We start from the raw sequence: 19465 nt of genomic DNA, 5'->3' as shown, positions 1-19465 counted from the left end.
ATGTCTGAAAGAGCGAGAATTGGTAAATTTGCACTGTTATCAATGACAATAGCGGCAGTTTTTAACTTCAGAAACGTTGTAAATAATAATATAGAGATAGGAATGGCTTCAGCTACTGGATTTTTATTCGCGACACTATTTTATTTCACACCATTTGTATTTATAATAGCTGAATTTGTAAGCTTGAATAAAGATTCTGAATCTGGGGTATATCAATGGGTAAAATCATCATTAGGACCTAAATGGGCTTTCCTAGCTGCTTATTCATATTGGTTTGTTAACTTATTCTACTTTACATCACTACTACCAAGTATATTAGTTTATGCTTCATATACATTCTTTGGTTATGAATATGTTTTCTCACCAGTAACTGTATCAATACTTTCAATTATAATTTTTACTATTTCGACTTGGGTGTCAACAAAAGGAGCAAGTTGGATAGGACATATTACAAGTATTGGAAGTTCGTTGATGTTGGCTACTTCAATAATCTTTATTGTACTATGTGGAGGAGCATTATTGGGGGGAGTAGAACCTGTTACTCCAATAACAATGGAGAGAGTAACACCTAACTTAAACTGGAAATTTATGGGAACAATGGCATGGATATTCTTTGCAGCTGGTGGTTCTGAATCAATTGGAGTTTATATTAATGACTTAAAAGGTGGTTCAAAAGCTTTCGTTAGAACAATAATTTTAGCTGGATTGACAATTGGAGCACTATACTCACTAGGTTCATTATTTGTAAATGTATTTACTCCACGTGAGGAATTGACATATACATCTGGAATTTTTCAAGTATTTGCAGGATTAGGAACACATTTTGGAATAAGTGCTAAATTTATATACCATTTTATAGGATTAGTAATGTTGTCATCAGCTTTAGGAGCTCTAATGATTTGGACATCAGCCCCAGTAAAAGTATTCTTCTCAGAAATTCCTGAAGGAATCTTTGGAAAAGAAACAGTAAAATTAAATGAACATGGAATACCAGTAAGAGCAACTTGGATACAATTCTTTATAGTAATTCCACTATTATTAATTCCTTGCTTTGGAGTAAAAGATATTAACCAACTATTAGGGATAATTATAAATATGACAGCAGCTACAGCTTTAATGCCACCATTATTTATTATGTTAGCTTACTTCAATTTGAGACTTCATAAAGATCATTTAGAAAGAAGTTTTAGAATGGGAAGCAGAACATTTGGATTAGCTGTAACAGGAATGTTATTGGTTATATTCTCTATAGCTTTTGTTGCTGCGATATTCCCAGAAGGACAAAATATAGTATTGACATTGATATATAATGTAGGAGGAGTAGTAGTATTTTTAGGTTGGGCTTTATGGAAGTACAATAAATATGAAAAAAGTATAGCAAATACTGAAAAATAATATGTTATAATGACTAAGAGGTTGGTTTCAAAAGCCAACCTCTATTTATGATTAGGAGGAAATATATGGATATAAGAGAGAGAATGAAAAATAGAAAGTTATATTATAGTAATGATGAGAAATTAATGAAAGAGCAATTAGAATGTTTGGATTTATTATATGATTTTAATATGACTAGACCTAGTGAGATGGAAAAAAGAATGGAATTTATGAAAAAGTTATTAGCAGAGGTAGGAAATAATTGTTATATAGAACCTCCTCTTCATGCTAATTGGGGAAGAAATACTCATTTAGGAAATGATGTCTATGCAAATTTTAACTTAACTTTAGTAGATGATACAGATATTTATATAGGAAATAATGTATTAATAGGTCCAAATGTAATAATAGATACAGGAACTCATCCTGTAAGACCAGACATTCGTAAAAGACAAGCTCAATTTAATGTACCAGTATATATAGGAGATAATGTTTGGATAGGTGGAGGCTCAATAATATTACCAGGTGTAAAAATAGGTAAGAATAGTGTTATTGGAGCTGGAAGTGTTGTTACGAAAGATATCCCAGAGAATGTAGTAGCAGTAGGAAATCCATGTAGGGTTTTGAGAGAGATAGGGGAAAGAGATTTAAAATACTACTACAAGGACTTAGAAATAGATATAGATTAAAAAATAAATGGGGTATTGCAAGTTTTATTGCAATAGTCCCATTTTAAATTATGCAAGTTTGAATATAGAGATTAAAAAAGGTAGAAGTACAGGAATCACAAGAGTGATTATAAGTCCAGAGTAAAAAGAAACAATAGCCATATTAGCTGGTGTGTTTCTATTTATAAATGGAAGTAATGAGTCCATAGCAGGAGCACCAGCACAACTTATAGCTTCATATCCACCTAAGTATTTAGCAATAATAGGTATGAATAAAATTGCTAAAAGTTCTCTAAAAACATTAGATAAAAAGGCGATAGCTCCAAGGTTAGCATCTATTTTGGCAAGTTCAATTGCTGAGAAAGAGTACCAACCCATACCAGAACTTATTGCTATTGTTTCTGGAAAAGAGAGACTCAAAAATGAAGAGGCTATAAGACCACCTAATAGAGAACCAAAGATTGTAACAATAGGAAGAAAGATAACTTTCTTTTTAATTTTTCTAAGACTTTTAGTTAAATTTTTATAGTTACCAATATCTATTCCGACAAAAAATAAGAGTAAACAAAGTCCTAATTTTATAAAGACATCTATAGTAGTTAACAAAAATGTAGATTTGAGAAATAAACCACTCAAAACTCCTATAAAAATAGAAATTGTAATCCCTAACATTATTTACCACCTCTTCTTTTATAGAATAGATAAGTTAAAGCAACACTAAATAAAATAGAGACAGCGGCAATACTAAAAGCTTGTAATCCAATAGTAGGAAGAGAACGTATCAGCTTTTTATCAGCTCCAATTTTATAACCCATAAATCCTAAAAGAATAAATAGTGAGATATTTTGAAAGTGTGCTATTTTTTTTAAGATTAAATCTGGAATTAAATTTTTTTTAGAGATAGTAAAACCAACTAAAATGATGAAAACATATAAAAGAATATCAGACATAAAATCCTCCCAAATAAAATAAAAAAACTACTTATATAATAATCCATATTATAGGAATATAAGTAATTTTTGTCAATTTATTTTTATTTTATATTAAAAATAAATTTTGTTTTCTGAATGTAAGGAGAATCAGGAGTAGTAATAAATGCTTTATCAGGTAAAAATCTTAAAGCATCAGCATAGTTTTGAGTTTCAAAGCAGATTCCCATGTGTTTCTTACACTCTATTTCTTCATTTAATTTTCCAATTTCATGTAAATAATTTCCTGTATAAATGACTACAGCTGGTTGATTTGTAACTACTTCTAAAGTTCTACCAGAAATTTTATCTTCAAGAGAAATAACATTTTCTCTGCTATGTCTTAAGATAAAAGGATGGTCAAGACCTTGATTTACAATTTTAATTTGCTCATCATCAGAGTATAAAAAATCTTTTAAAAGAGTTGAATTTCTAAAATCAAAAGCTGTATTAGTTACAGATTTTATTTCAACAGGGAGAGTAGCCTCATCTACTGCTATAAATTCATCACAATCTAGTTGAAGATATTCATCAGTAATATCTCTTTTGAAATCTCCACTAAGATTAAAATATGTGTGGTTAGTTAAGTTAAGATATGTTGGTCTATCACTAGTTCCATAATATTCTAGAGATAACTCATTTCCTTTTAAAATATACTTAACTTCAACTTTGACATTTCCAGGAAATCCTTCTTCCATATGTGGACTTTCTAAAGAAAGTTTAAGACCAATAAAATCTTCACCTTTAATTTCCTCAACATTCCATACTTTATGTCCAAAATTATCTATTCCACCATGAAGATTATTATTTCCGTTATTTTTAGCTAATGTGTAAGTTTCTCCATTTAATGAAAAAGTTCCATTACTAATTCTTCCAGCGTTTCTACCAATAAGTGAACCAAAGTAAGGCGACCTTTCCTCATAATCTTTTATCGAAGGCAAGTTTAGTACTACATTTTCTAAAATTCCTTCCTTATTAGGAGTAGATATTCTTCTAAGAACTCCTCCATAATTTATAATCTCAATTTCCATAAATTTATTTTTAAGAGTATACATTAAAATTTTTTCATTTTTTTTGCTAACTCCCCAGCTTTTAATAGTTATTTCCATAATCTCACCTCAGTTAATATTCTAACATAGAAAATAGAAAAATGTAATGCTTAAATAAAAAACTTGCTAGTAAAAAATTAGAATAAATTGTAAAATATATTAGTAAAAATGAAATATCAAGGAGGGTAAAAATGTATCCATTAAAATTTAAGAAAACATTAGTAAAAAAAGTATGGGGTGGAAGAAAATTTAATACGGTCTTAAATATGGAGCTTCCAGATACTGAGTTATATGGAGAATCTTGGGAAGTAAGTTCTCATAAAGGTGGGTTATCATATATAGAAAATGGGGAATATACAGGAAAAAGTTTAATTGAAGTTATAGAACAAAATAAAGGAGAAATATTAGGTGAAGAGATAGTTGAAAGATTTAAAGGAGAGTTTCCATTACTTATAAAATATTTAGATATAAATGATAGATTATCAGTTCAAGTTCATCCGAGTGATGAGTATGCTCTTAGAGTAGAGGGAGAATTTGGAAAAAGTGAGTGTTGGTATGTAATGGAAGCTAGCGAAGATGCTACACTTATTTTAGGAATAAAAGAAGGAATAACAAAAGAAATTTTTAAAGAAAAAGTTGAAAAAAAAGATTTTACAGATTTATTTAATACTATAAAAGTAAAAAAAGGAGATTTTATAAATCTATTACCTGGAGTAGTTCATGCAACTTTAGAGGGTTCTATTTTAATTTGTGAAGTTCAACAAAATTCAGATACAACTTATAGAATTTATGATTTTGATAGATTAGTAGATGGGAAATTAAGAGATTTACATATAGATAAAGCTTTAGATGTAATAGATTTTGAAGGAGATATTCAAGTTACAACTTCTGAAAATAGACAAAAAATTTCATTAGTAGGTGCACTAAAAGAGGAATTAGTAAGAGGACAATATTTTAATGTAGATAAATATCTAATAGATGGAAAATTTGAAGATGAAACAAATAAAAATTTTAAAATTCTTTCAATATTGGACGGAGAGGGAGAGATTATTTGTGATAGTAATTCTTACTCTATAAAAAAAGGAGATACATATTTCATTCCAGCTGGATTAAAAACAGTTTTAAAAGGAAAAGTCGAAGTTTTGAAATCTTATTTATAGTAGATTTTAAACCATATTAGTTGAAGAAAAGAAGAAAGTTTTACTCGTAATAGTAAGGAGCTATGAAGAGGAAAATTTTCTTCTTTGTTTTTATTTTTTTTCTATTGTAAATCCTGTAAAACCATAAAAAGCAGAGATCAGTGGTGAAATTATATTGAATAAACAATATGGAACATATACCCAAGCTCCTACTCCTAAAGCTCCCATCATAAAGGCTCCACATGTATTCCAAGGGATAAGGGCTGATGTCATTGTTCCTGAATCTTCTAAGGCTCTTGAAAGATTTTTAGGAGCAAGTCCTCTCTTCTCATAACTTTCTTTAAACATTCTTCCAGGAATAACTATTGAAAGATACTGATCTCCAGCTACTGAATTGATAAACATAGGTGTCAATAATGTTGCTAAAATTAATTTACCTGTTGTATTAGCAAATTTTAATATTTCTTGGGCTATTCTTCCTAACATTCCAGATTTTTCCATTATTCCGCCAAAGGTCATTGCGCATAGAATGATAGAAACAGTCCACATCATGGAATTCATTCCACCTCTATTTAATAATTCGTCTACCATAGAGTTTCCTGTACTTCCACTAAAGCCATAGTGTAAAGAGTATAGAGCGTCTTTTAAAGAAGCTCCTTGAAAAAGTATGGCAGCAATTCCTCCTATTATAGAACCTATAAATAATCCAGGAATGGCAGGAACTTTCATAACTACCATTCCAATTACAAATATAGGAATTAATAGAAGAAATGGATTAATATTAAATGAATTAGATAGAGCATTCAATATTTCATTTACTTGAGCAGTATCAACCTCTCCGTCTGAGCTGTGTTTTATTCCCAATACGATGAATCCAATTAATGTAAATATATAAGCGGGTACAGTTGAATAAAGCATGTGCTTAATATGGTCAAATAATGTAGCTCCTGCCATAGCTGGTGCTAATGTTGTTGTATCAGACATTGGAGAAAGTTTATCTCCGAAATACGCTCCAGATATTATCGCTCCTGCTATTACAGGACGAGGTAAGCCTAGACCCTCTCCTATCCCTACTAAAGCAATTCCAACTGTTGAAGCTGTACTCCATGAGCTTCCTGTAGAAAGAGATACTATTGAACATATTATAACTGTAATTGGTAAAAATACTAAGGGATTAATAATTTTTAAACCATAGTATATCATGGATGGAACTATCCCTGATAAAATCCAACTTCCTATAACCATTCCTATTATCATAAGGATAAGAATGGCTCTCATAGACATTTTTATTGTTTCTACAATACCATCTTCTAGTTCATCCCAAGTAGCATATTTGCTTATTAATGCAACAAACCCTGCAAATATAGCAGAAATAAATATTGGTATGTGTACTTCTAATTGAGCTATTTGTACTGAGTAAAAAAGTATCGCTACCAGAAATATTATTGGTAACAATGCACAAGAAAGGGATACTTGTCTCTTTTTCATTTCGCTCTTATCAACTCCTCTATTACAAATATTTTTTATGACAATTTAATATACTTTACATTAAAGAAAAAGTCAATATTTTTTTATACAACTTATTATGAAAGTTTAAAGTACTTTCTTAATAAATTTGATTATAAAAAAATTACATCTAAAATCTTAGATATTTAAAATTTTAGATGTAGTACTTGATCAAGAGTTTTACGTTATTATCTTATTAAATTTTTATTTATTCAATATAGTTTTTAACTCTTTTATTTTATTTGTTTTTTCCCATGGAATATCTAAATCTGTTCTTCCTATATGTCCAAATGCTGCTAAATCTTGATATTTGAATTTTCCACTTCTTAATTCTAATGATTTTTCTATTCCTCTTGGTGTTAAATCAAATACTTTTTTAACAGCTTCAGCAAGCTCTATCTCGCTTACTTTTCCTGTTCCAAATGTATCTACTTTTACTGATGTAGGTTCTACTACTCCTATTGCATAAGATAGTTGTACTTCACATTTGTCTGCTAAATCTGCTGCTACTATATTTTTAGCTACCCATCTTGCTGCATAAGCTGCTGATCTATCTACTTTTGATGGATCTTTTCCTGAAAATGCTCCTCCACCATGTCTGAAGTATCCACCATAAGTATCTACTATGATTTTTCTTCCAGTAAGTCCTGTATCTCCATGCGGTCCACCTATAACAAATCTTCCAGTTGGATTGATATGATATTTTTTAACATCAGTTGGATTTAAGTTATATGCTTCGAGTACTGGTTTTATTACTCTTTCTTTAACATCAGCTTTTATTTGATCTTGAGTTACATCAGGGTTGTGCTGTACAGATAATACGATTGTATCAACATGATCAATCTTTCCATTTTCATCATAAGCCAAAGTTACTTGAGCTTTAGCATCAGGTCTAGCCCAAGTTAATTCTTTACTTCTAGTCATTTTAGTTAATTTAACTAAAATTTCTCTAGCTAAAACTAAAGCAAGTGGCATAAGTTCAGGAGTTTCTTTTACAGCGCCACCAAACATTATTCCTTGATCACCAGCACCACCAACATCAACACCCATAGCAATGTCAGGTGATTGAGCATGAATAGCATTAAGTACTCCACAGTTAGAGTCAAATCCCATTCCTTCTTTGTATCCAATCTCATCAATTTTAGTTCTAACAATATCTTGGATATCAATATAAGTAGAAGTAGTGATTTCACCACCAACAATGACTTGTCCAGTAGTACAGAAGACTTCACAAGCAACTCTAGAATTAGGGTCATCAGCAAGGCAAGCATCTAATACTGCATCAGATATTTGGTCAGAGACTTTATCAGGATGTCCAGGTGACACAAATTCAGATGTAAAGTAAGTTAAATTTTTCATTTTTAATTATCCTCCTAAAAATTCAATGAAATTATCAATAAAAAAATCCTTCACTTAGAGAGATGAAGGATTTACAATTCAGATTCAATCTTTTCATCCATCTGTACAGGAGTTAGCACCACACTAGAAAAGCAGGTTGCTGAGATGTCATAGGGCCAGTCCCTCAATCTCTCTTGATGGTTATTTAGGATAGTATATCATATTAGGACTAAAAAAGTCAACAAATTTATTCAATTATATTTTAATAAATAAATTTTAAAGAGACAAAAAGATTAAAGAAAATATGCCCCTAATTTAGCAAACTTTTCTATCATTTCCTCAGGCCATATAGATGCCTGAACTTCTCCGATATGTAATTTTTCTAGAAAAAACATGCAAATTCTTGATTGTCCTATTCCTCCACCAATTGTATATGGAAGTTCTTTAGCTATAAGAGATCTATGAAAAGGTAGTTCTTTTCTTTCTTCTTTGCCATCAAGTTTTAATTGAAGTTGAAGACTTTCTTCACTTACTCTAATTCCCATAGATGATAGTTCAAAGCCTTGCTCTAATATAGGATTCCATACTAAAATATCTCCATTTAATTCCCAATCGTCATAGTCTGGAGCTCTTCCATCGTGTTTTTTTCCAGAAGTTAAAGTTTTACCTATTTGAGATATGAATACAGCTTTATGGATTCTACAAATTTCGTTTTCTCTTTCCTTAGCTGTAAGTTCAGGATAAGCATCTTCTAGTTCCTGTGAAGTTATGAAAAAAATATTTTTAGGAAGTTTTGTAGAGAACACTGGATATTCTCTATTAATGAATTCTTCAGTTTTTCTAAGTGCTTTATAAATATTATTTACGATATTTTTAAGGGTTTCTGTAGTCCTTTCTTCTTTGTTAATTATAAGTTCCCAATCCCATTGATCAACATACATAGAATGGATATTATCTAGATCTTCATCTCTTCTAATAGCATTCATATCAGTGTAAAGTCCAGTATGAACTGGAAATCTATATCTTTTTAAAGCCATTCTTTTCCATTTTGCAAGAGAATGTATAATTTGATATTCTTCATTTTTATCCCAATGAGTATCAAATTGTACAGGTCTTTCTATTCCATTTAGATCATCATTTAAGCCAGAAGATTTTCTGACATATAGGGGAGCAGAAACTCTTGTAAGATTTAATTCATAAGCTAAAGCTCTTTCAAAAAAATCCTTTACCTTTTTTATAGCTACTTCAGTTTCAAATAAATCTAGCTTGCAATCATAATTTTTTTTCATATATTATCACTCCTTTAAGATTATTTTAATAAAAAAAACCATTCGGTTGTACCCGAATGGTTTATAAACAAGGTCGGGTACAAATCAATTAAACTCGAAAAAGATTTGTACCACAAGTAGAATATACTACTTAGAGTCCAAACCTCGACATATTATTATTATTATTAAGTTGTGCAGTAAATTCGAAAATATAAAACTTCATAACCTGCCTCCATAGGAAATAAAACATAAATCTATGTGATAAGAATACACCTTTTTATTAAAAAAGTCAATATTTTTTTAAAATATATTACTTGGAGTATTAAAAATAAAGGTAAATTTATTTTGAGTAATAATTGATTTTTTTTTAGACATATGATATAATACTTAAAATAAAGTAGTATGCTAGTTTTAGAGGGAGTGGGTTTTTATATCCACTCCCTCTTTAGTAGTAAAAATTTGGAAAAGAGGTGAAACTTGGTGGAGAAGATAGATAACCAACAAAAAATAGTCGAAAAAATAGAAAAAATAGTGACACCTGTTGTTGAAGAAATGGGATTATCTCTTGTAGATGTAGAGTATATACAAGATGGTGGATATTGGTATGTGAGAGTATATGTAGAAAACTTAAATGGAGATATTACATTAGAAGAGTGTGCGACTATAAGTGGTAAAGTTGATGAAGATATAGATAGATTAATTGAACAAAGATTTTTTTTAGAGATATCTTCACCAGGAATAGAAAGACCATTAAAAAAATTAAATGATTATGTGAGGTTTAAAGGAGAAAAAATAAGAGTAGCCTTAAAACATAAGATTGAAGATAAAAAAAATTTTGAAGGAGTTATAGTTGATTGTAAAGAAAATAGAATTCTTCTAGAAGTAGAAGAGGAAAAAGTTATGGAAATTCCTTTTTCAGAAATAAGAAAAGCAAATATTGTATATGAATTTGATGAAATTTAAGATAAAGTTTCAGGAGGGAAATCAATGAAAAGTAAAGACGCTAAAATATTTTTAGAGGCTTTGGATGAACTAGAAAAGGAAAAAGGTATAAGTAAAGAGAACCTTCTTTCAACCGTTGAGCAGGCTTTATTAGCTGCTTATAAGAAGAACTATGGAGAGGAGGAAAATGTAGAAGTAGAAATTGACAGAGAGACTGGAGATGTAAAAATCTATGAAATAAAGACTGTTGTACCTACTGAAGATTTATATGATGCAGCTGTAGAAATAGCTTATGATGATGCATTAGAGATAAAAAAGAGAGTCAAGATTGGAGATACTATAAAGATAGAAGTGAATTGTGAAGAATTTAGAAGGAATGCTATTCAAAATGGAAAACAGATAGTTATTCAAAAAGTGAGAGAAGCTGAAAGAGAGTATGTTTATGATAGATTTAAAGTGAGAGAGCATGATATTATAAATGGTATTATTAGAAGAATAGATGAGAGAAAGAATATATTTATAGAGTTTGATGGAATAGAAGCTATTCTTCCACCAGTAGAACAATCACCAGCTGATACCTATAGAGTTGGAGAAAGAATAAAAGTTTATCTAGCAGAGGTAGAAAAAACAAATAAATTTCCTAAAATAATTATTTCTAGAAAGCATGAAGGCTTATTAAGAAAACTTTTTGAATTAGAGATTCCAGAGATTACATCTGGACTTATAGAAATAAAAGCAGTTGCTAGAGAGGCTGGATCAAGGGCTAAAGTTGCTGTATACTCTACGGATTCTAATATAGATACTGTTGGAGCATGTATTGGGCAAAAAGGACTTAGAATAAAGAATATAGTTAACGAGTTAAACGGAGAGAAAATAGATATAGTTATTTGGAAAGAATCAGTTGAAGAGTTCGTTTCAGCAGTTTTAAGTCCAGCTAAAGTGATAAGCGTAGAGGTAGTGGAAGAAGAAAATACAGCTAGAGTAATAGTTGATAATTCACAGCTTTCACTTGCTATAGGTAAAAATGGACAAAATGCAAGGCTTGCAGCAAAATTGACTGGAATGAGAGTAGATATAAAAACTTTAGATAGAGTAGAAGAGGGAGAGTAAATTGAACACTACTATTATCCATGAGAGGACTTGTCTTGTTTGTAGAAAAAAAGTAGAGAAAAAAGAACTTTTTAGAATTGTAAAATTAACTGAAGATAAGTATAGTTTTGATGAAAAACAAAAAGCTCAAAGTAGAGGATATTATATTTGTAAATCCCATGAATGTTTAAAAAGATTAACAAAGCATAAAAAAATAAAGATGAGTACAGATGATTTAATGAAAATGTTAAATCTATTAAAAAAAAGTGAAAAGGACTATTTAAATATTTTGAAGGCAATGAAGAACTCACAGGCTTTATCTTTTGGAGTGAATATGGTTTTAGAAGATATTGAACACATACATTTTTTTGTTCTTGCAGAAGATATAAGTGAAAAAAATGAGAGAAAACTTCTAGCAAAAGCGAAGGAATTAAATATAAAGTATGTATATTTTGGTAATAAGAATCAACTTGGTGAAATCTTTGGAAAAGGAGAAGTCAGTGTAATTGCTGTGAAAAGTAAGAAGATGGCCCGTGGACTCATAGAATAACCTAAATTTAGGAGGTATTTCAATGAAAAAGAGAGTACATGAGTTAGCAAAAGAGTATGGAATGAATAGTAAAGATTTTTTAAATTTACTAAGAGATGAGATAAAATTAGAAACTGCAGAAAATTTAAAAAATTTATCTGGATTGAGTGTTGAAGATGTAGAGAGGGTAAGGAAATATTTTGAAGATATAACTGCCCCAAAAGAGATTGTAGAAGAAAAAGGAGTAGCTTTGAATAAAAAACTTTTAGAGGAAGATGAAATTTTTGAAGAAGAAATCACTTCAAAAAAAGGTAAAAAGAGTAAAAAGAATAATAATAAAAAAGTATCTTTTGATGGAAATGATGAAGAAAGAAATAAAAAAAATAAGAAGAAAAAAGGAAGAAGAACAGATTTTGTAATGAAAACTGTTGAAACTGTAGGTTCTGAAACTATTGAAGAAGATGGAATGAAAATAATAAAAATAAGAGGAGAGATCACTCTTGGTGACTTTGCTGAAAGATTAGGAATATCTAGTTCTGAGATAATTAAAAAGCTTTTCTTAAAAGGGCAAATGTTGACGATAAATAGTCCACTATCAATAGATACAGTTGAAGAAATAGCAATGGATTACGATGTTTTAGTGGAACAAGAGGAAGAGATTGAGTTAGAGTTTGGAGAAAAATTTGCTCTTGAAGTAGAAGATAAGGATGAGGATTTAAAAGAAAGACCTCCTGTTATAACAATAATGGGACATGTTGATCATGGAAAAACTTCTTTACTGGATGCTATTAGAGCGAGTAATGTAGTAGAGGGAGAAGCTGGAGGAATTACACAAAAGATAGGAGCTTATCAAATAATAAAAAGTGGTAAAAAGATAACATTTGTAGATACTCCGGGACATGAAGCTTTTACAGATATGAGAGCTAGGGGAGCTCAAGTAACTGATATAGCTATATTAGTTGTAGCTGCAGATGATGGAGTAATGCCACAGACAATTGAAGCATTATCACATGCTAAAGCAGCAAATGTACCAATAATTGTAGCTGTAAATAAAATAGATAAACCAGAAGCTAATCCAATGAGAGTAAAGCAGGAGTTAATGGAGCATGGACTTGTTTCAGTAGAATGGGGTGGAGATACTGAATTTGTAGAGGTGTCTGCTAAGCAAAAATTACATTTAGATGACTTGTTAGATACAATACTTATTACAGCTGAAATATTAGAATTGAAAGCAAATCCTAAGAAAAGAGCTAAAGGAGTTGTGCTAGAGTCAAGACTTGACCCTAAAGTAGGACCAATAGCAGATATTTTAGTTCAAGAAGGAACTTTAAAAATAGGAGATGTTATAGTAGCTGGAGAAACTTATGGTAAAGTAAGAGCGTTGATAAATGATAAAGGGGAGAGAGTTGAAAAAGTAGAACTTTCACAACCAGCAGAGATAATAGGATTTACACAAGTGCCTCAAGCTGGAGATACTATGTATGTAATTCAAAATGAACAGCATGCAAAAAGAATTGTGGAAGAGGTAGCAAAAGAGAGAAAATTAGCTGAAACAAGTAAGAAGACTATAACTTTAGAATCTTTATCAGAGCAGTTTGATCATGAAAATGTAAAAGAGTTAAATCTTGTATTAAGAGCAGATTCGAGGGGTTCTGTTGATGCACTGAGGGAGTCATTATTAAAATTATCGACAAGTGAAGTAGCTGTAAATATTATTCAAGCAGCTTCTGGAGCAATTACAGAAAGTGATGTGAAACTTGCTGAAGTATCAAATGCAATTATTATTGGATTTAATGTGAGGCCTACAACTAAAGCGATAAAAGAAGCTGAAGCTAATGGAGTTGAAATTAGAACTTCAAATATAATTTATCATATAACTGAAGATATAGAAAAAGCATTAACAGGTATGTTAGATCCAGAGTATAAAGAAGTGTATTTAGGAAGAATAGAGATCAAAAAAGTTTTTAAAGTTTCAAAGGTTGGAAATGTTGCTGGATGTGTAGTTGTAGATGGTAAGGTAAGAAATGATGCTAATGTTAGAATTCTTAGAAATGGTATTGTGATGTATGAAGGAAAACTTGCATCGCTTAAAAGATTTAAAGATGATGTAAAAGAGGTAGTGACAGGTCAAGAATGTGGACTTGGAATAGAGAACTTCAATGATATCAAAGAAGGAGATATAGTAGAAGCTTTTGAAATGCAAGAAATAAAAAGAACTCTAAAATAATCTAGTGATAAAGGAGTGCTTATTTTATGAAGAGACAAAGATTAGCTGGAATAGAAAAAGAGATGAGTAGAGTGATATCTCAAGTTCTATTTCAAGAAGTAAAAAATCCAAAAATAAAAGGATTGGTTTCAGTGACAAATATAAAGGTTACTGAAGATTTAAAGTTTGCAGATGTGTATTTTAGTATTATGCCTGGACAAATAAATGAAGAAAAAGCTGTAGATAAAAAGGAAATATTAGAAGGGCTTAATCAGATAAAAGGGTATTTAAGAAAAAGAGTAGCTGAAGAAATAGAGATAAGATATATACCAGAGATAAGGGTGAAACTAGATGACTCAATTGAGCATGCAATAAAAATATCAAAACTTTTAAACGATTTAAAAGGATAAAGATATGACGAAATGGGAATATAATCCATTACCCCAATCTCTAATTGATATGAAGGCTATAGAATGGAAAAAAAATAAACTGCTGACTACTTTATTATTAAATAGAGGTTTTATAGATGAAGAAAGTGTTGATAAGTTTATAGATCCTAAAATTTCAGATTTTAGAGACCCTTTTAAATTTGAAAAAATGAATAGTGTGGTAGAGAAGATATTAGTAAAAAGAGCAAAAAAAGAGAAAATATTTATTTATGGTGATTATGATGTTGATGGTATTACAGCAGCAGTTTTTTTGGTTAAAGTATTTAGTGAAATAGGAATAGAGGTAGATTATTACATCCCTAATAGAATGGAGGAAGGGTATGGCTTAGATAAAAAGGCTATAGACTTCATGAAAAAAAGAGAATGTAAGTTGGTAATAACTGTAGATACTGGAGTAAACTCTATAGAAGATGTAAGGTATGCTGAGAGTTTAGGAATGGATGTAATTGTTACTGATCATCATAAATCAACTAAAGATAAAGAGGACGATGAATTATTATTATTAAATCCTAAATTAAGTGATACATATGAATTTAAATATTTATCTGGAGCTGGTGTTGCCTTGAAGGTAGCACAAGGTGTTTATAAGAAATTAAATGCTGATATGGAAAAATTATATCAATATATGGATATAGTGATGATAGGTACAGTTGCTGATGTAGTTCCTATGGTAGATGAAAATAGAATAATAATAAAAGAGGGATTGAAAATTTTAAGTAGAACAAAGGTAAAAGGGCTTATGTATCTTCTAAAATATTTGAAATTTCAAAATAAAGAGATAAATACTACAGACGTTAGCTATTTTATTTCTCCTCTTATTAATTCTTTAGGTAGAATAGGAATATCTAAAATGGGGGCAGACTTTTTTTTAAAAAATGATGAATTTGAAATATATAATATTATCGAAGAGATGAAAAAAGCTAATAAAAAAAGAAGAGAATTAGAAAAAACTATATATGATGAAGCAGACTTAAAAATAAAAAAGATGGATAGAAAGAATACTAAATGTGCATTTTTATATTCAAGAAAATGGCATCCAGGAGTTATAGGTGTAGTTTCATCTAGACTTAGTGTAAAGTATAATATGCCAATAGCTTTAGTGGCTTTAAGAGATAACATAGGGAAGGCTTCTTGTAGGAGTGTGAGAGGTGTCAGCATATTTAATATTTTCCAGACTATGAAGGATAAGCTTGTACGTTTTGGTGGACATGATTTAGCTTCTGGTTTTATAGTAAAACAGGAAAATCTAAAAGAGATTGAGAGAATGTTTAAAGAAAATATAGATGAAATAAAGATGGAACAGGAACAAAAAATCCTTAAAATAGATATGGAGCTTCCTATTGAAAAAGTGGATAATGAATTATTTGAGGCCATGAAGTGCTTAGCGCCATTTGGTCTTGATAATCCATACTCTCTTTTCATAGATAGAAATTTAGCTTTTGAATATATTAGAAAATTTGGGGTAAATGATAGACATTTTAATGGAGTTATAAAAAAAAATGGGAAGAGTTATCATATGGTAGCTTTTGATATGGGACATAAAATAAATGATATAGAACCTAAGATACAGAAATTTGATATAGTTTACTATCCAGAGAAAGTAATATATAAAGGTGAAGAAATTATCCAAATAAGAATTAAGGATATAAAAATAAAAGATGATTTCTATGAAATTTTTACTAAAAAAATTAAGGAGGAACAATGAAACACGAATTAAAAAAAGTTGCAAACTCTGCAGTGGAGATTAAGATTTGTCTTACTGCTGAAGAAGTAAAGCCTATAAAAGAGGCTATTTTAAAGGAATTAGCTAAAAAAGTGGAAGTGCCAGGATTTAGAAAGGGACATGTACCTGTAAATACTGTAGAAGCTCAATTCAAAGATGCAGTAAAAGAAGAGGTAACTGATAAAGTATTACATAAATATTATGAGGAAGTTATAAAAGCTGAAAATATTATGCCTATTAGCTATATTAATAATGTAAAAGCTAACTTAGGAGAAGAGTTCGATGTTGTATTTAATGTAGATGTATATCCAGAAGTAACATTAGGAGAGTATAAAGGATTAGAAGTTGAAAAAGAAATTTTTGAAATGACTCCAGAAAAATTAGATGCTGAAATTACAATGATGGTAAATAGTAAATCTAAACTAGAGGAAACAGAAGCAGGATATAAAGCTCAAATGGGAGATACAGTAGATTTAGCTTTTGAAGGATTTGTTGATGGTGTAGCTTTCGAAGGTGGAAAAGCTGATTCTCATGTTTTAAAATTAGGTTCAAAAATGTTTATAGATACTTTTGAAGAGCAATTAGTAGGATATGAAGCTGGACAAGAAGGAGAAGTAAATGTAACTTTCCCTACTGAGTACCATGCAGCTAATTTAGCTGGAAAACCTGCTGTATTTAAAGTAAAAGTAAATAGTATTAAAAAATTAATAACTCCTGAATTAAATGATGAATTGGCAAAAGAGTTTGGATTTGAAAATGTTGAAGATATGAAAGCTAAAACAGAAGAAAAAATAAAAGCTAGAGAAGAAGAAAGGGTAAAAAATCAGTACATTGGAAAATTATTAGATAAAGTTTCTTCCACAAGTAGTGTAGAGATACCAGTATCTATGATAGCTAATGAAGTAAGAGCTAGATTAGCTGAGATGGAGCAACAATTAGCAGCTCAAGGAATAGGATTTGATATGTACATGCAAATGACAGGTATGGATAGAGCTAAATTAGAAGCACAAATAGCTCCAATGGCAGCTGCAAAAGCTAAAGCTGATGTAATACTAGAGGCTATAGCTAGAGCTGAAGGAATAGAAGTTTCTGAAGATGAAATAAAAGAAAAAATGACTGAAATAGCTAAAATGTATGGAATGGATTTAGCTAAATTGGAAGAAGAGTTAAACAAGCACAAAAACTATGACAATTTCAAAATGACAGTTCAAGGTGAGTGCTTAATGCAAAAAGCTATTGATGTAATAGTTAGTAATGCAAAATAGTAATTAAAAAATAGGAAGCAGAGAACTGCTTCCTATACCATTAAAAGAATATGGAGTTTTTAAGTAAATAATTGAAGAGTAATTAATATTATTATTGAATTATTTATTTAAGGAGGTAGATATGTATAATCCAACTGTTATAGAAAATGATGGTAGGTCAGAAAGAGCCTACGATATATATTCAAGACTTTTAAAAGATAGAATAATATTTTTAGGTACAGAGATAGACGATAATGTTGCTAATGCAATAGTAGCTCAGCTTTTATTTCTAGAAGCTGAAGATCCAGAAAAAGATATAATTATGTACATAAATAGTCCTGGTGGAGTAGTAACTGCTGGAATGGCTATATATGATACAATGAATTATATCAAACCTGATATACAAACAGTATGTATAGGACAAGCTGCAAGTATGGGAGCATTGCTTTTATCTGCTGGAGCAAAGGGAAAAAGATTTGCACTAGAGCATTCAAGAATAATGATTCATCAACCATTAGGAGGGGCTAGAGGACAGGCTACTGATATAGAAATACAAGCTAAGGAGATTTTGAGAATGAAGGAGATGCTATCTCAAATCTTAGCTAATGCTACTGGAAAAAGTATTAATGAGATTTTAAAAGATACTGAAAGAGATAACTATATGTCAGCTCAAGAAGCTGTAAAATATGGACTTATTGATCAAGTATTTAAGAAGTAGAAAGGAGAGGAAATATGAGTAAAAGAGCTAGATGTTCTTTCTGCGGAAGTGGTGAAAATGAAGTTTCAAAACTGTTTAGTGGAATAGATGGAGCACTTATATGTGATAAATGTATAGAAAGTTGTTATGATATATTAGAATTATCAAAGGAGCATACAAAGAGTGCTTTACCAGCTGAGTTATCAAAAGAAACTTTGCTTACACCAAAGGAGATAAAAAAGAAATTAGATGAATATGTAATAGGACAGGATGAGACAAAAAAAATTCTTGCTGTAGCTGTTTATAATCATTATAAAAGAATTTTAGATAATGCAGAAAGAAATGAAGAAAATAGTGTAGAATTGCAGAAATCAAATGTATTATTGATAGGACCAACTGGTTCTGGAAAAACTCTTCTTGCACAAACTTTAGCAAGAAGTTTAAAGGTTCCTTTTGCAATAGCTGATGCTACAACATTAACAGAAGCTGGATATGTAGGAGACGACGTAGAAAATGTATTAGTAAGACTTTTACAAGCAGCAGAATATGATGTTGAAGCTGCAGAAAAAGGAATCATATATATAGATGAAATAGATAAGATAGCTAGAAAATCTGAAAATGTATCTATAACAAGAGATGTTTCTGGAGAGGGAGTTCAACAAGCTCTATTAAAAATAATAGAGGGGACTAAATCACAAGTTCCTCCTCAAGGTGGAAGAAAACATCCTAACCAAGAGCTTATAGAGATAGATACAAGCAATATCCTATTTATAGTAGGAGGAGCATTTGAAGGACTTGAAAAAGTTATTAAGTCTAGAACCAATAAAAAAGTTATTGGTTTTGGAGCAGATATATCTAAAGAAAAAGAAGAAAGAATAGGAGAAGTATTTGCAAAAGTTTTACCAGAAGATTTAGTAAAGCAAGGAATAATACCAGAGCTAGTTGGAAGACTCCCTATTATAACTACACTTCAAGATTTAGATGAAGAGGCTTTAATTAAAATTTTAACAGAGCCAAAAAATGCGATAGTAAAACAATATAAAAAATTGTTTGAAATAGAAGGAGTAGAGTTAAACTTTACCTCTGAAGCATTGATAAAGATAGCTAAATTAGCATTAGAAAGAAGAATAGGTGCTAGAGCTCTTAGAGCTATAATAGAGCAAACTATGTTAGAACTTATGTATGAAGTACCATCAAATAAGAAAATACATAAAGTGATAATAGGAGAAGAAGCTGTTCTTGATTCTAGTAAAGCTATCATAGAATAAAATATAGA

At 30.2% G+C, this 19465-nt stretch carries 18 protein-coding genes and 1 riboswitch; of the genes, 12 read left to right on the top strand and 6 right to left on the bottom strand.

Annotated elements, in window-relative coordinates; genetic code table 11:
* Together DYA59_RS06690 and DYA59_RS06685 are read left to right on the top strand one after the other, a co-directional pair.
* Positions 1–1395 (top strand): amino acid permease, encoded by a 1395-nt coding sequence (locus DYA59_RS06690; RefSeq protein WP_218564214.1) that lies wholly within the window; start codon positions 1–3, stop codon positions 1393–1395.
* Positions 1396–1460: 65 nt separating this feature from the next.
* A complete protein-coding gene (locus DYA59_RS06685) occupies positions 1461–2063 on the top strand; it encodes a sugar O-acetyltransferase (RefSeq protein ID WP_115270608.1) in 603 nt (200 codons plus the stop codon).
* A 48-nt stretch (positions 2064–2111) separates the two neighbouring features.
* Here DYA59_RS06685 and DYA59_RS06680 read toward each other — a convergent pair whose 3' ends face one another.
* From DYA59_RS06680 to DYA59_RS06670, 3 genes are all read right to left on the bottom strand, one after another.
* Complete coding sequence (locus tag DYA59_RS06680) at positions 2112–2714, bottom strand: lysine exporter LysO family protein (RefSeq protein WP_115270606.1); 603 nt, start codon at positions 2712–2714, stop codon at positions 2112–2114.
* Complete coding sequence (locus DYA59_RS06675) at positions 2714–2992, bottom strand: hypothetical protein (RefSeq protein WP_115270604.1); 279 nt, start codon at positions 2990–2992, stop codon at positions 2714–2716. The genes DYA59_RS06680 and DYA59_RS06675 overlap by 1 nt, the downstream gene beginning before the upstream one ends.
* Positions 2993–3075: 83 nt before the next feature.
* Positions 3076–4119 carry an aldose epimerase family protein gene (locus tag DYA59_RS06670; protein ID WP_115270602.1) on the bottom strand — a complete coding sequence of 348 codons (1044 nt, stop codon included), beginning with the start codon at positions 4117–4119 and terminating at the stop codon, positions 3076–3078.
* Positions 4120–4250: 131 nt separating this feature from the next.
* On the opposite strand from DYA59_RS06670, the gene DYA59_RS06665 reads away from it, so the two are divergent.
* Positions 4251–5219 carry a type I phosphomannose isomerase catalytic subunit gene (locus DYA59_RS06665; protein WP_115270600.1) on the top strand — a complete coding sequence of 323 codons (969 nt, stop codon included), beginning with the start codon at positions 4251–4253 and terminating at the stop codon, positions 5217–5219.
* Positions 5220–5309: 90 nt separating this feature from the next.
* Here DYA59_RS06665 and nhaC read toward each other — a convergent pair whose 3' ends face one another.
* From nhaC to asnA, 3 genes are all read right to left on the bottom strand, one after another.
* Positions 5310–6686 (bottom strand): Na+/H+ antiporter NhaC, encoded by a 1377-nt coding sequence (nhaC, locus tag DYA59_RS06660; RefSeq protein WP_115270598.1) that lies wholly within the window; start codon positions 6684–6686, stop codon positions 5310–5312.
* Between the two features lie 222 nt (positions 6687–6908).
* A complete protein-coding gene (gene metK, locus DYA59_RS06655; RefSeq protein ID WP_115270596.1) occupies positions 6909–8063 on the bottom strand; it encodes a methionine adenosyltransferase in 1155 nt (384 codons plus the stop codon).
* A 94-nt stretch (positions 8064–8157) separates the two neighbouring features.
* Positions 8158–8246, bottom strand: a riboswitch (SAM riboswitch).
* An 89-nt stretch (positions 8247–8335) separates the two neighbouring features.
* Positions 8336–9331, bottom strand: coding sequence for an aspartate--ammonia ligase (gene asnA / locus DYA59_RS06650; RefSeq protein WP_115270594.1), 996 nt, complete (start codon positions 9329–9331; stop codon positions 8336–8338).
* A gap of 468 nt (positions 9332–9799) precedes the next feature.
* Between asnA and DYA59_RS06645 the strand changes: the two genes are divergently transcribed.
* The 9 genes from DYA59_RS06645 to clpX all read left to right on the top strand — a co-directional run bounded on the left by DYA59_RS06645 (position 9800) and on the right by clpX (position 19457).
* A complete protein-coding gene (locus tag DYA59_RS06645) occupies positions 9800–10273 on the top strand; it encodes a ribosome maturation factor RimP (protein ID WP_147368833.1) in 474 nt (157 codons plus the stop codon).
* 24 nt (positions 10274–10297) lie between these two features.
* Positions 10298–11362, top strand: coding sequence for a transcription termination factor NusA (gene nusA, locus DYA59_RS06640; RefSeq protein ID WP_115270590.1), 1065 nt, complete (start codon positions 10298–10300; stop codon positions 11360–11362).
* A gap of 1 nt (position 11363) precedes the next feature.
* Complete coding sequence (locus DYA59_RS06635; RefSeq protein ID WP_115270588.1) at positions 11364–11891, top strand: DUF448 domain-containing protein; 528 nt, start codon at positions 11364–11366, stop codon at positions 11889–11891.
* A gap of 22 nt (positions 11892–11913) precedes the next feature.
* Positions 11914–14097, top strand: a complete 2184-nt coding sequence (gene infB / locus DYA59_RS06630) for a translation initiation factor IF-2 (RefSeq protein ID WP_115270586.1) — start codon at positions 11914–11916, stop codon at positions 14095–14097.
* A gap of 26 nt (positions 14098–14123) precedes the next feature.
* Positions 14124–14486 (top strand): 30S ribosome-binding factor RbfA, encoded by a 363-nt coding sequence (rbfA, locus tag DYA59_RS06625; RefSeq protein ID WP_115270584.1) that lies wholly within the window; start codon positions 14124–14126, stop codon positions 14484–14486.
* Between the two features lie 4 nt (positions 14487–14490).
* The gene (recJ, locus tag DYA59_RS06620; protein ID WP_115270582.1) at positions 14491–16230 is read left to right on the top strand and encodes a single-stranded-DNA-specific exonuclease RecJ; all 1740 of its coding nucleotides are present in this window, start codon (positions 14491–14493) and stop codon (positions 16228–16230) included.
* Positions 16227–17513, top strand: a complete 1287-nt coding sequence (gene tig / locus DYA59_RS06615) for a trigger factor (RefSeq protein ID WP_115270580.1) — start codon at positions 16227–16229, stop codon at positions 17511–17513. The genes recJ and tig overlap by 4 nt, the downstream gene beginning before the upstream one ends.
* Before the next feature lie 121 nt (positions 17514–17634).
* Entirely contained in the window at positions 17635–18210 is a 576-nt protein-coding gene (gene clpP, locus DYA59_RS06610; RefSeq protein ID WP_115270578.1) for an ATP-dependent Clp endopeptidase proteolytic subunit ClpP, read from the top strand.
* 14 nt (positions 18211–18224) lie between these two features.
* On the top strand, positions 18225–19457 hold the full coding sequence (gene clpX / locus DYA59_RS06605; protein ID WP_115270576.1) for an ATP-dependent Clp protease ATP-binding subunit ClpX: 1233 nt from the start codon (positions 18225–18227) through the stop codon (positions 19455–19457).
* The last annotated feature ends 8 nt before the right edge of the window (positions 19458–19465 follow it).

Origin of the sequence: Fusobacterium necrogenes (genome assembly GCF_900450765.1) — a bacterium.
GTDB classification, from domain to species: Bacteria; Fusobacteriota; Fusobacteriia; order Fusobacteriales; family Fusobacteriaceae; genus Fusobacterium_A; species Fusobacterium_A necrogenes.
The sequence above is the reverse complement of the archived record's forward strand: the minus strand, read 5'-3'. Positions and strand labels throughout refer to the sequence as shown.

What these genes read in the sequence shown, in the direction of transcription:
- DYA59_RS06665 (WP_115270600.1), top strand. Translation starts at nt 4,251, where the DNA reads ATGTATCCATTAAAATTTAAGAAAACATTAGTAAAAAAAGTATGGGGT.
- DYA59_RS06690 (WP_218564214.1), top strand. Translation starts at nt 1, where the DNA reads ATGTCTGAAAGAGCGAGAATTGGTAAATTTGCACTGTTATCAATGACA.
- DYA59_RS06680 (WP_115270606.1), bottom strand. Translation starts at nt 2,714, where the DNA reads ATGTTAGGGATTACAATTTCTATTTTTATAGGAGTTTTGAGTGGTTTA.
- metK (WP_115270596.1), bottom strand. Translation starts at nt 8,063, where the DNA reads ATGAAAAATTTAACTTACTTTACATCTGAATTTGTGTCACCTGGACAT.
- tig (WP_115270580.1), top strand. Translation starts at nt 16,227, where the DNA reads ATGAAACACGAATTAAAAAAAGTTGCAAACTCTGCAGTGGAGATTAAG.
- DYA59_RS06675 (WP_115270604.1), bottom strand. Translation starts at nt 2,992, where the DNA reads ATGTCTGATATTCTTTTATATGTTTTCATCATTTTAGTTGGTTTTACT.
- DYA59_RS06685 (WP_115270608.1), top strand. Translation starts at nt 1,461, where the DNA reads ATGGATATAAGAGAGAGAATGAAAAATAGAAAGTTATATTATAGTAAT.
- nhaC (WP_115270598.1), bottom strand. Translation starts at nt 6,686, where the DNA reads ATGAAAAAGAGACAAGTATCCCTTTCTTGTGCATTGTTACCAATAATA.
- recJ (WP_115270582.1), top strand. Translation starts at nt 14,491, where the DNA reads ATGACGAAATGGGAATATAATCCATTACCCCAATCTCTAATTGATATG.
- asnA (WP_115270594.1), bottom strand. Translation starts at nt 9,331, where the DNA reads ATGAAAAAAAATTATGATTGCAAGCTAGATTTATTTGAAACTGAAGTA.
- infB (WP_115270586.1), top strand. Translation starts at nt 11,914, where the DNA reads ATGAAAAAGAGAGTACATGAGTTAGCAAAAGAGTATGGAATGAATAGT.
- rbfA (WP_115270584.1), top strand. Translation starts at nt 14,124, where the DNA reads ATGAAGAGACAAAGATTAGCTGGAATAGAAAAAGAGATGAGTAGAGTG.
- DYA59_RS06670 (WP_115270602.1), bottom strand. Translation starts at nt 4,119, where the DNA reads ATGGAAATAACTATTAAAAGCTGGGGAGTTAGCAAAAAAAATGAAAAA.
- nusA (WP_115270590.1), top strand. Translation starts at nt 10,298, where the DNA reads ATGAAAAGTAAAGACGCTAAAATATTTTTAGAGGCTTTGGATGAACTA.
- clpP (WP_115270578.1), top strand. Translation starts at nt 17,635, where the DNA reads ATGTATAATCCAACTGTTATAGAAAATGATGGTAGGTCAGAAAGAGCC.
- clpX (WP_115270576.1), top strand. Translation starts at nt 18,225, where the DNA reads ATGAGTAAAAGAGCTAGATGTTCTTTCTGCGGAAGTGGTGAAAATGAA.